Origin of the sequence: Mariniflexile maritimum (assembly GCF_009746565.1) — a bacterium.
Classification (GTDB): domain Bacteria; phylum Bacteroidota; class Bacteroidia; order Flavobacteriales; family Flavobacteriaceae; genus Mariniflexile; species Mariniflexile maritimum.
The window spans coordinates 92,033-104,234 of record NZ_WRPN01000002.1 but is presented as its reverse complement, the minus strand read 5'-3'; the positions used below and the strand labels follow the sequence as shown (position 1 = coordinate 104,234).

11 protein-coding genes are annotated in these 12,202 nt (G+C 36.3%); 8 read left to right on the top strand and 3 right to left on the bottom strand.

The features are described 5' to 3' along the window. Positions 1 to 3 precede the first annotated feature (3 nt). Positions 4 to 675, top strand: coding sequence for a DUF2490 domain-containing protein (locus GQO80_RS03280; protein ID WP_232333105.1), 672 nt, complete (start codon positions 4 to 6; stop codon positions 673 to 675). A 104-nt stretch (positions 676 to 779) separates the two neighbouring features. After that, positions 780 to 2,642: a SulP family inorganic anion transporter gene (locus GQO80_RS03275; protein WP_157206906.1), complete on the top strand. Its 1,863-nt coding sequence runs from the start codon at positions 780 to 782 to the stop codon at positions 2,640 to 2,642. A 42-nt stretch (positions 2,643 to 2,684) separates the two neighbouring features. Here GQO80_RS03275 and fbp read toward each other — a convergent pair whose 3' ends face one another. Beyond that, positions 2,685 to 3,692 carry a class 1 fructose-bisphosphatase gene (fbp, locus tag GQO80_RS03270; RefSeq protein WP_157206905.1) on the bottom strand — a complete coding sequence of 336 codons (1,008 nt, stop codon included), beginning with the start codon at positions 3,690 to 3,692 and terminating at the stop codon, positions 2,685 to 2,687. A 119-nt stretch (positions 3,693 to 3,811) separates the two neighbouring features. Here fbp and GQO80_RS03265 point away from each other — a divergent pair, with 119 nt between their 5' ends. The 3 genes from GQO80_RS03265 to GQO80_RS03255 all read left to right on the top strand — a co-directional run bounded on the left by GQO80_RS03265 (position 3,812) and on the right by GQO80_RS03255 (position 7,495). Then, positions 3,812 to 4,309 (top strand): GNAT family N-acetyltransferase, encoded by a 498-nt coding sequence (locus tag GQO80_RS03265; RefSeq protein ID WP_157206904.1) that lies wholly within the window; start codon positions 3,812 to 3,814, stop codon positions 4,307 to 4,309. Positions 4,310 to 4,392: 83 nt separating this feature from the next. Beyond that, positions 4,393 to 5,643 carry an aspartate kinase gene (locus GQO80_RS03260; protein ID WP_157206903.1) on the top strand — a complete coding sequence of 417 codons (1,251 nt, stop codon included), beginning with the start codon at positions 4,393 to 4,395 and terminating at the stop codon, positions 5,641 to 5,643. Between the two features lie 22 nt (positions 5,644 to 5,665). Then, positions 5,666 to 7,495, top strand: a complete 1,830-nt coding sequence (locus tag GQO80_RS03255; protein ID WP_157206902.1) for a GNAT family N-acyltransferase — start codon at positions 5,666 to 5,668, stop codon at positions 7,493 to 7,495. A gap of 170 nt (positions 7,496 to 7,665) precedes the next feature. Here GQO80_RS03255 and GQO80_RS03250 read toward each other — a convergent pair whose 3' ends face one another. Both GQO80_RS03250 and GQO80_RS03245 read right to left on the bottom strand, forming a co-directional pair. Continuing rightward, the gene (locus GQO80_RS03250) at positions 7,666 to 8,055 is read right to left on the bottom strand and encodes a TM2 domain-containing protein (RefSeq protein ID WP_157206901.1); all 390 of its coding nucleotides are present in this window, start codon (positions 8,053 to 8,055) and stop codon (positions 7,666 to 7,668) included. 71 nt (positions 8,056 to 8,126) lie between these two features. Then, the gene (locus GQO80_RS03245; protein ID WP_157206900.1) at positions 8,127 to 8,891 is read right to left on the bottom strand and encodes a sulfite exporter TauE/SafE family protein; all 765 of its coding nucleotides are present in this window, start codon (positions 8,889 to 8,891) and stop codon (positions 8,127 to 8,129) included. A 296-nt stretch (positions 8,892 to 9,187) separates the two neighbouring features. Here GQO80_RS03245 and GQO80_RS03240 point away from each other — a divergent pair, with 296 nt between their 5' ends. The 3 genes from GQO80_RS03240 (at position 9,188) to GQO80_RS03230 (ending at position 12,198) form a co-directional block, all read left to right on the top strand. Continuing rightward, on the top strand, positions 9,188 to 9,748 hold the full coding sequence (locus tag GQO80_RS03240) for a Crp/Fnr family transcriptional regulator (protein WP_157206899.1): 561 nt from the start codon (positions 9,188 to 9,190) through the stop codon (positions 9,746 to 9,748). Positions 9,749 to 9,840: 92 nt separating this feature from the next. Next, positions 9,841 to 11,223, top strand: a complete 1,383-nt coding sequence (locus GQO80_RS03235) for a TolC family protein (RefSeq protein WP_157206898.1) — start codon at positions 9,841 to 9,843, stop codon at positions 11,221 to 11,223. A gap of 15 nt (positions 11,224 to 11,238) precedes the next feature. After that, positions 11,239 to 12,198, top strand: coding sequence for an HlyD family secretion protein (locus tag GQO80_RS03230; RefSeq protein ID WP_157206897.1), 960 nt, complete (start codon positions 11,239 to 11,241; stop codon positions 12,196 to 12,198). The last annotated feature ends 4 nt before the right edge of the window (positions 12,199 to 12,202 follow it).

Here is a 12,202-nt window from a genome sequence, read left to right as displayed (position 1 = left end):
GTTTTGAAATTAACCAAAACAAAAAATACCATTAAAAACGTAGTGTTACTTGCATTAGTAACACTACCTTTTATTGCTTTTAGTCAAAAAAGTGATTTTGGCAACTGGTTAATTTATATTGGAAATAAACAAATAAACTCCAAATGGAATCTACATAACGAAGTTCAATATAGAAATTATAACGCCATTGGAGATTTAGAACAATTGCTTTTAAGAACTGGCTTAGGCTATACTTTTAACGAAGGAAAAAACAATGTTTTACTGGGTTATGGCTATATTTTATCTAAAAATTATATAGATGAAACCGATGATAAGATAAGTGTTAACGAGCATAGAATATTTCAGCAATTTACGGCGTCTCAATTTATAGGAAGCGTAAAACTAAACCATCGCTATCGGTTTGAACAACGTTTTGTGGAAGACGATTTTAAAATGCGCTTTCGGTATTTTTTGGGCTTAAATGTTCCCATTTCCAAAAGTAGCAACTATTATTTTTCAGCTTACAATGAAATATTTTTAAATACAAAAACCGCGATTTTTGATAGAAATAGACTCTATGGTGGCATTGGTTATCTATTAAACAAAAGCATAAAACTAGAAGCTGGTTACATGAACCAATTTTTTGAAACTTCTGGCAGAGATCAATTTAACATCATAACATTTATAAACTTTTAGTTAATAGCCTACTACAATTAAGAAACCAATCCTTTTTTGTGTTGGATTTGTATCTGACTTAAAATAACTAAATTAGAGAGTTTTAATAACTAATATCAAACTGTATGAAGCACTTATTTACAAATATTAAAGGAGATGCATTTGGTGGCATTACCGCCGGAATTGTAGCATTACCATTAGCTCTTGCATTTGGAGTTTCTTCTGGATTAGGACCAAGTGCCGGATTATATGGCGCCATATTTTTAAGCTTTTTTGCAGCGTTATTTGGCGGAACCAACACTCAAATCTCTGGCCCAACGGCCCCAATGACGGCTGTAAGTATGGTGGTAATAGCTGGTATACTGGCTGCAAACGACGGCGATTTAAATAAAGCACTGCCAATTATTTTAACTGTTTTTTTACTTGGTGGTTTACTACAAATTGGTTTGGGACTTGTTGGTTTTGGAAAATATATTAAGTACATACCCTACCCCGTGGTTTCTGGTTTCATGACCGCCATTGGTGTCATTATTTTAATAACACAAATACTTCCTGCTATTGGTTATTATCCTAAAGAAGACAAAGCTTATGTTGAAACTTTTAAACCTGAGGCCGAAGCCATTATACTAAAAAACATTTTAAAAGAAGAAGCTGGAGAAGATATTTTAGTGTTAGAAGATTTTACCGAAACGGTTGACAGAGCAAGTAAAATAACCCAAGAAGACATCCTTAAAGAGTCTAAAACACTTGCTTCAAATAATGCATCAGGAGTTTTAGGAACTTTAAAAGTATTACCGCAAGCCCTTCAACAAATAAGTTGGTTGGAATTAATTTTGGCACTTGCAACCATTTTCATAATCTATGGGTTTAAACGCATCACTACCGCTATACCAAGTACGCTGGTGGCCTTATTAATTGTTTCTGGAGTTGCCGTTGGTTTTGGTTTAGACTACAGGCCTATTGAAGAAATACCTTCTGGGTTACCGATACCCAACCTAGAAATTATAACCGGCTTTAGTTTCGCTGCTTTATCCCCCTATATATTTACGTCACTAACCTTAGCACTTTTGGGGGCGATAGATTCCTTACTAACGAGTGTTGTTGCCGATAATATGACTAAAACCAAACACCAGCCAAATAAAGAACTTATCGGGCAAGGTATTGGTAATAGTATTGGAGCCATTTTTGGCGGATTACCAGGAGCAGGAGCAACTATTAGAACGGTTGTTAATATAAAATCGGGTGGTAAAACCAAGCTTTCGGGAATGATAGCTGGAATTATACTACTATTTATTTTATTGGCATTAGGGCCAGTAGCATCAAGAATTCCTGCTGCCGTATTAGCTGGAATATTAATAACAGTTGGAATTGGTGTTATGGATTATAAAGGACTTAAAGCCATACCAAGTTTACCACGAGATGCCAAAATTGGACCATTTAGAGTGAGTTCGGAGGTTATTATTATGATGGTAGTTTTACTGCTCTCCAGTTTATGGAATTTGGTTTATGCCGTAGGAATAGGATTGATTATTGCGTCGCTTATGTTTATGAAAAAAATTGGCGATTTAACGGCGCTTAGTTCTGATGTTAAACCTTTAAAGGAAGAAGCCTGGAAGGATGAAATTGGTTTCCCTGAAAAATTAAAAGAAGAAGTTTTTATAAAACATATTAAAGGCCCGTTGTTTTTTGGTTCTACCAGCGATTTTCAAGTTCTGGCAAAACAAATCCCTAAAACAGCCTCTACCGTGGTTATTCGTTTAGAAAAAATGCCTTATATAGACCAGTCTGGGTTGTATGCTATGGAAGATGTTCTGGTAGATTTAAGAAAGGACAACATTACGGTACTGTTTGTAGGCTTACTCAACCAACCAAAATTAATGATGGAACGTATTGATATTATTCCAGATTTAATTCCGAAGGAAAATTTGTTTGAATCGTTCAATGAATGCCTTAGTTGGATTAAGGACAACGTTGAAGATATTGACTAAAATAAACGCGAACTTAACAGTTCGCATTTATTTCTAATTCATTTATTGTGCATCACGCATAAATTCCTCGGCTTTTTCAACCATATTTTTGCTGCCACAAATAAACGGTACGCGTTGGTGCAGTTCGGTAGGTTGAATATCCATAATGCGGGTAAACCCGTCGCTTGCCTTTCCGGCAGCTTGTTCAGCCAAAAAGGCCATGGGGTTACATTCGTAAAGCAAGCGTAGTTTTCCGTTAGGGTTTTTGGAACTTTGCGGATAAATGTAGATACCGCCCTTAATCATATTTCTATGAAAATCAGATACTAACGAACCAATATACCTAGAGGTGTAGGGTCGGTCGCCTTCTTCTTTCTGGCAATATTTTATATAATTTTTGATGCCCTGTGGAAATTGAAGATAGTTGCCCTCGTTTACCGAATAAATAGTGCCATCATCAGGAAACCGCATATCGGGGTGGGATAAGTAAAACGACCCAATGGCAGGGTTTAACGTAAACCCATTAACACCAGCGCCCGTGGTATAAACCAACATGGTAGAGGTGCCGTAAACAATATAACCTGCTGCTACCTGCTTGCTGCCTTTTTGAAGAAAATCTTCCAATTTAACGGGTGTTCCTACAGGTGTAACACGTCTGTAAATCGAAAAAATGGTGCCTACCGATACGTTTACATCAATATTTGAGGAACCATCAAGCGGGTCGATAAGTACAACATATTTATTGCCGTGGCTTTCATCGTTGCTGTTAATAGTTATAAAATCATCTTCTTCTTCACTGGCAATACCGCAAACAATATTTCGCTTGGTAAGTGTTTGTATAAATTTTTCATTTGCGTAAACATCAAGCTTCTGTTGGTCTTCACCCTGGATATTCGTATCGCCCGCAGCACCAATAATATCGACCAATCCCGCTTTATTAACTTCGTGGTTTACTATTTTGGCTGCCAATCGAATAGAGTTTAAAAGACTCGACAATTCACCCGAAGAATACTTGAAAGCCGTTTGATTATCGATGATAAACTCGCCAAGTGTTTGGTTTTTATGAGACATGGAATGGTTTTTATGGCACAAATATCTATTATTTTTTGATGAACTACAACGTTTTCGGTACAGAATACGTTTTGAAATAAACAACTTTAAGCTATCTTTGAAAGATTTTAAAAACGAGTATGGAATTCACAATTAGAAGGGCAAAAAAAGAAGATATGGCACAAGTGCTGGCGTTAATACACCAATTGGCACATTTTGAAAAGGAACCCGATGCCGTTATTGTAACCCTTGAAGATTTAGAAAAGGACGGTTTTGGCGAACATCCGGCATTTTTTTGTTATGTTGCCGAAATAAATTCGAAAATTGAGGGTATTGCCTTAGGTTTTAACCGCTATTCAACATGGAAAGGGAAAATACTGCACTTAGAAGATTTAATCGTTAACGAAACCGCCAGGGGCACAGGCATAGGCACCGCCCTTTTGGATGAAGTTGTTAAATACGGCCATGAATTGGGTGTAAAACGCATTAACTGGGAAGTACTCGATTGGAACAAACCGGCCATTGATTTTTATAAACAAAAAGGGGCCAACATCATGGAAGATTGGCGCGTTGTTCACTTAACTGAAAAAGGCATTGAAAATTATGTTTCTAAATTAAATGGTTTAGAAGTGATTTAGCTATTGAGCTATAAAAGGAATGAAGTCTTTACCCAACAAACAACCCAAAAAACCAAAAACTAAACAACTGAATAACCAAAAACATGCAAGTATTCAAATTTGGTGGCGCCTCGGTTAAAGATGCCAAAGCTGTAAAAAATATGGCCTTGGTTTTACAAAAAGTAGGCTATAAAAACACACTTGTAGTAGTTTCGGCCATGGGAAAAACCACCAATGCGCTCGAACTTGTTATCAACAACTATTTTGAGAACAAGACCGAATTGCAAAGTGCCATCCAAGACGTAAAAAAATACCATAACGAGATTCTGCTCGATTTATTTGAGGAAGAAACCCACCCCGTTTACAAAAAAGTAAGCACCTTGTTTGATGAGTTAAGCCTTTTTTTAAAAACCAATAAATCGCCCGATTACAACTTTGTTTACGATCAGGTAATTGGCTATGGCGAACTCGTTTCAACTGTAATAATAAGTCATTATTTGAATTTTATTGAAATAAAAAACCACTGGTTGGATGTTCGCGAACACATAAAAACCGATAATTATTACCGTCGTGCCAACGTAAATTGGGAAGCGACACAACATTTAATTACAGCAAACTTCAATAAATCCATCTTAAATATTACCCAAGGCTTTTTGGGCAGCGACCCCAACAATTTTACCACCACGTTGGGAAGGGAAGGAAGCGATTACACGGCCGCTATTTATGCTTATTGCCTAAATGCCGAAAGTGTTACCATTTGGAAAGACGTGCCCGGTATTTTAAATGCCGACCCCCGTTATTTTGAAAACGCCCAATTACTAAACCAAATAAGCTACCGCGAAGCCATCGAATTGGCATTTTACGGCGCATCGGTTATTCATCCAAAAACCTTGCAGCCACTTCAAGGAAAAGAAATCCCGTTGTATGTCAAATCATTTTTAAACCCCGAAGCCGCCGGTACGCGCATAGGCAAAAACTTGACCCTGGACCCCATGGTGCCCTGCTTCATCGTTAAAAAAAACCAAGTGCTCATTTCAATATCTTCTCTCGATTTTTCATACATTGTTGAAGAAAACATCAGCGCTATTTTCAACTTATTGCACTTGTATAAAATGAAGGTGGACGTTATTCAAAATTCGGCCATTAGCTTTTCGGTTTGTGTCGATAATATTTATAACAATCTCGAAAAGTTAGTGCACCACCTAAAAGCAAAATTTAAGGTAACCTGCCATGAAAACGTTTCGCTTTATACCGTAAGGCACTACAACCAAGCTGCCATAGACCAAATTGAGGAAGGTAAAACCGTGTTATTAAAACAATTAACACAAGAAACTGTTCAAGTAGTAAGTAAATAAACAATTTAGTACATTTACAGGCATGACAAAACAACAAGATACCGGCTTAGTCTCGGCTAAAGAAGTGGCCAAGGCAATAAAAGTAGATAAATACGGCTTTTTAGGCACGTTTATAGGTTGGTTGCTTATGAAAGTGCTTAAAATATCGACCCTAAACAAAATATACAACCGCAACAAGCACCTAAAAAACCTTCATTTTTTAGATGCTATTTTAGATGATTTTCAAATTAAGTTTGAAATTCCTGAAGAAGACTTAAAACGTTTGCCAAAGGAAGGTGCCTACATTACGGTTTCAAACCATCCGCTGGGTGGTATTGATGGTATTTTACTGCTCAAATTGATGCTGGAACAACGCGACGATTTTAAAATAATAGCCAATTTTCTTTTGAACCGAATTGAGCCCCTAAAACCGTACATTATGCCCGTAAATCCTTTTGAAGACCGAAAAGATGTAAAATCGAGCATTTCCGGTTTTAAAAACGCCATTCTGCATTTAAGGGATGGGCATCCGCTGGGTATTTTTCCAGCAGGCGAAGTTTCCACCTACCGCGATGGCAAACTGGTGGTGGACAGGCCATGGGAAGAAGCCGCCATAAAGCTTATCAAAAAAGCCGAAGTTCCTATTGTGCCCATTTATTTCCACGCAAAAAACAGTCGGTTGTTTTATAAGCTTTCAAAAATTAGCGACACCTTTAGAACCGCCAAATTACCTTCAGAGCTTTTAACCCAAAAACGGCGCACCATTAAAGTGCGCATTGGCAGGCCCATTTCCGTGGAAGACCAAAAGGAATATACAGCACTCGATGAGTTTTCAGAATTTATACGCCGAAAAACCTACATGCTATCGAACGCTTTTGAAGACAAGCCAAAGATTTTGGATAACATCCAATCTACCTTAAAAACGCCAAAACCACCCAAAAATATTGTAACGCCCGTAGCTACCGAGTTAATGACCAAAGAAATTGAGGCCTTACGAAAGGACGATTCACGGTTGCTGCAAAGTAAAAATTATGAAGTTTTTTTGGCACAAGCCTCAAAAATACCCCATGTTTTGCGCGAAATTGGGCGTTTGCGCGAAATAACCTTTCGGGAAGTGGGCGAAGGCACCAACGAAGCCATTGATTTGGATGCCTTTGATAATTACTACCACCACATGTTTCTATGGGACAACGAAAACAATCTCATCGCAGGAGCGTACCGTATGGGCCTGGGCTCAAAAATATTTGAACGCTACGGCATCAATGGCTTTTATCTGCAAGATTTGTTTCGGTTTGAACCCGAACTCTATAAAATGATGAGCCAATCCATCGAAATGGGGCGTGCTTTCATCATTAAAGAATACCAACAAAAACCCATGCCCCTGTTTTTACTATGGAAAGGCATTGTACACACCACGCTGCGTTACCCCGAACATAAATTTTTAATTGGCGGCGTGAGCATTAGCAACCAATTTTCAAATTTCTCAAAATCGTTGATGATCGAGTTTATGAAATCGCATTATTACGACCCCTACATAGCGCAATATGTGCACCCCAAAAAAGAATTTAAGGTGAAATTGAAGGATGCCGATAAAGATTTTCTGTTTGATGAAACCGAGGCCGATTTGAATAAATTCGACAAGATTATCGACGAAATAGAGCCCGGGGCATTACGCCTTCCCGTGCTCCTTAAAAAATATGTAAAACAAAATGCGCGCTTGGTGGCTTTTAATGTGGACCCCTTATTCAATAACTCGGTTGATGGCTTGATGTACATTAGAATTGCCGATTTGCCCGAAAGCACCGTACGCCCCGTAATGGAAGAGTTTCAAGCAGAACTAGAGCGTAAGTTTTTGGAGAATAACGAGGGGTAGTAAGCTTTTTCTTTACGATTATTTGATGGCTACTTTTTCTTATGGTTGAATCTAAAAAAACGAGACAAATACCACCTTTCAGATATTGGTATCCAATCTCTGTTTAATCGCAATATGCCAATCAACAAGTGCCATAAAAAAGCTAGAAACAATGTCTAGCTTTCAAACTTTTAAAACCAAGGTTTTTTTCCTACTTGATACGTTTGGTAAAACTCGACATCCGACTTTGTTAAATAAATAATACCTTCTATTAGCCCGATAATACCCGGAATCCATAAAATAAACACCCCAATTACTAAGCAGGTGGTTAAAATGCCTATTAAGGTAATGGACAGCAAAATAATGCCTTCCTTGTTATAGCCCAATATAAATTTATGCACTCCCAATGCACCAAGCAAAATGGCCAATATACCCGCAAGCACTTTTTTGTTTTCGCCGGGGCCAGCGGCAAAAGTTTGTTTGGCACTTTGTGCAAAATCCGATGCCGTTTCGTTGGCTTCATCTGTAAACCCTTTTGTTTTATCTTTTAGGTCGTCCTGTAAATTGTTTTCTTCTGTCATAAATATCTAATTTAATTTTGGTTAGAAATATAAAGGTAGCAAAAAAATGTATTGGTTTACAAAAACTTCATTTATCTAAACAACATAATAACCCCTCCAAGGGCCGTCACTATTAGCACAAAACGTCTGTAATTCACATTTGAAATAAGCCTTACCAAATAAGCGCCCAAGAAAAACGCAAGCGTTACAACGGGTATTAATACCGAATTTAAAAGCAATGTTTCATAACTTATGGTTTTCCAAATAAAGATGTGAAATGGCAGTTTAAATACATTTATAATGAAAAACAACCAAGCCGCAGTTCCTATAAATTCATTTTTTGGCAATCGCATGGCCAAGAAATAAATATCGGAAACAGGACCTGCCAAATTACCTATCATGGTGGTAAACCCCGCAAGAAACCCTGTGCCATTTGAAAACACTTTATTGGTTGGTACGCTTGCAGTACGGCGGTTTTCCATATAAAACATAATAACTACCGAACCAATAATTATGATTGCCATGATACGTTTAAAAAGTGTTTCGGAAATATCGTTGCCTACCCAAACACCCACCAAAACGCCAACAACCATGGCGGGCAATAGTTTTTTAATAAAATGCCATTGTACATGTTTGTTATAATAAACCACTGCAAAAATATCGGCAAAAATAAGCATGGGCAACAAAATACCCGTTGAGGTTTTTTCGCCAAAAACAAAAGCCAATATCACCACTATGATGATGCCAATGCCTTTAATGCCCGATTTGGACAATCCTAACAAAAACGCCGCAAAACAAAATGCGACCCATTGTAAAATATTAAGTTGAAAGAATTGAAGGATGAAGAAATAGCCCAATGTATATTAATTGTGTATTTGCAATGGCGAAATTACAAAAAACAATTTGGGCTGATTACTTATTTTTAATCAAAATAGAATGGAAATACATTAAACCCCGACTTCCTTTGTATAGCCAGAAATTCCACTAATTAGCACGAATAAAATTTATTGTAAATCAATTTTAACTTCTAATAAAGACATTATTTTCTATGAAACAACAAAATTCTCAAAATTTTAGTATCTTAGAATTGCATACTTTTGAGTGTTATATCCGTTTTTAAAAAAATCAACTTAAAAGTTTCACAGAACACCTTATGATAACTGATTACTTAATTAAGCAAGTACCATTTACGCACGACGAGCTAAACGATATCCTCGACCATTTTGAAAAAGAACACATTCAAAAAAATCGCATATTAATAAAGGAAGGTCAAATTTGTAATAAATTGTATTTTTTAGAAGCAGGCATTGGAAGAAGTTTTTATCTTAAAAAAAACGGCAAAGAAGTAACCCAATGGTTTTTTGAAGATGATAATTTTATGGTTAGTGTAGATAGTTTTTTTAGCCAAACCCCAAGCGTTTATTATTTAGAAATTTTGGAAAACGCCATTATTTATAGCATTACCAAAGAAAAACTAGATTTACTTTTAGTTAAATACCACAAAATGGAAAAGCTTTCTAGGTTATTAGCTATTGAAATGCTTGCAAAAGTTGTTCACAAACTAAATGCCATTCAATTTCAAACGGCAAAACAACGATACGATTATATGCTTAAGGAATTTCCAGATATTGCCTACCGCGTTTCCTTAGGCCATATTGCTTCTTACTTGGGCATGACGCAAGAAACATTAAGCCGAATTAGAAAAAATGAATAAGTTAAATAGCTTAGAAAGCTATTTTTTGATTTAGGTCAAAAGAGAAATCGCATATAGTATAGAACTTTGCATTGTAATTAAAACCTATTGTAATGCAACGCTATAAATCGCTATTTTTTACTTTATTGATACCCTTAACGGGTTTGCTTCCTTTTAAAACTTCGGCACAAGAATTGGATCCTGTTCTTAAAGACCTTATCCAAAAAGGATTGAATAAAAGCCACAGCATCAATATAAATAATGATGATGCTGAACAGGCAAAAATTGATCAAAAATTAGCCAAATCCGTTTTCTTGCCTAAACTTACTTTCAACGGCAGTTTCACAAGATTGAATGACGACATTACTTTTGATAATGATACACAAAACCTACTTACAGCAACCCAAAAATTGCTTGTTAAAGAAGCCGTAGGGTTGCCTTTTAATGCGATATTTCCTGAGAATATGCTACTAACTGATATTAAAAATTTACAGGATAAAAACATATTAAAATCGTCGGTTGATGTGGATTGGGTATTGTTTAGCGGATTTGAAGCCAACAACGCCATAAAAGCCAGTAAACATAAAGAAGTGTCTTTAAACTATTTAGGCATGGCAGAAAAAGACAAAGTTGCTTTAAAAATTATTGAAACTTACAATAATCTTGCATTGGTTTATGCTTCTAAAAAAGTTCTAACAACTTCAGAAACTTATTTAAACGAACAAGAGCATTATGTAAAAAAAGCTATTGAAAATGGGTTAACAACACCTATAAGTCGAAAAAAAATTGAATTAGCGCAACAACAATTAGCAAGTAAAAAACTAGAATTTGAACATAACAAAACCTTGCTAATTGAAGTATTACACAAACTTACTGGAGAAAGCCGCGAGCAATTAAGCATATTAATGCCTAAGTTAGAATCTTTCGAGCTTAATTCGTTATCGGAAACCGAAAAAAGAAATGAAATAAAAGCCTTAGAAGAAGCTAAAAACGCAAGCTTATTTAAAGCGAAAATGGAAAAAAATCATGTCATTCCAAAAATTGCTTTAAAAGGACATTATGAATTTGTGGAAGATGATCTTTCATTACTAGATCCACAATGGTATGTTGGCGTAGGCATCAAGTGGCATATATTCGATGGTAACGAATCGCGCTTAAAAAGTAAAAAATCGCTTTTGGAAAGTGAAAAATACAACGAACAACTAAAAGAAGCCGAAGACATGATTTCCCTAAGCATTGTTAAGGCCAAACTTACTTACGAAGCCTCGCTTCAAAACATCAAAATAGTTTTAAAAGAAATAGAAATTGCTGATGACACCTATAATATAGTCAGCAAGCAATACAAAAACAATTTAGCTTCCATTACAGATGTGCTCGATGCCATAACCGATGTGGAAAAAGCGCATTTTAAGTTACAGGAATCCTTCTTCAAACAACGTAATGCTTATACAGAGTTACTTCATGCAAACGGCACGCTTTCTAATCAATACAACTAAAAAAAATCAACAAAAATGAAATCATTCAAAACCATATTTATACTATCCCTTGCACTTATCACATTGAATTCTTGCAAAAAAAGTGAACCTATTACACCTTACAGAGGAAAAGTGAAATTTGAAACTATTTCGGTAAGCAGCAAACTTGCAGGAAGAATTTCCAAAATTTATGTTGAAGAAGGTGCAACCGTAAAAAGAGGAGACACTTTAGCATTGCTCGACCTTCCGGAAGTTACAGCTAAAATGATACAAGCCGAAGGCGCCATTACTTCGGCTCAAGGCCAACTTAACATGGCATTTAATGGTGCTACCATCGAACAACTTGGTCAAATAAATAGTCAATTAGAATCGGGTGAAGCACAGTTAGAATTTGCACAAGAATCGTACATGAGGTTGCAAGCCATGTATCAAGATTCTTTAATTAGTCAACAACAATTTGATGAGGTTAAAATGAAATTCCAAATGGCAAAAGCACAAGTAGCGGCTTTAAAAGCAAAACGCGACGAAGTTAAAAAAGGCACGCGAACAGAACAAATAGTACAAGCGAAAGGGCAATTAGACAGAGCTGTTGGTGCCAAAGAAGAAGTAATTTCCGCAAGTAACGAACAATATGTTATCGCTCCCGCCGCTATGACTATTGAAACTATTAGCCTTGAAGAAGGCGAACTGCTTACACCCGGTTACAGTTTATTTAATGGGTATAAAAAAGGCAGTTTGTATTTTCGCTTTACAATTCCAGAATCTAAAATATATGATTTTGAAATAGGCAAATCTATCATTCTTATTAATCCTTATACGAACCAAGAAACAAAGGCTAAAATAAGCACTGTTAAACAGTTAGCACGCTATGCTGATATTACAAGCACCGCACCGCTGTACAATTTAACAGAAGCTGTTTACGAATTAAAAGTAGTTCCTACGGCAACTGTTTCAGAAAGAGCTTTTTACATGAACGCCACAGTGCTTATTAAATAAAAAC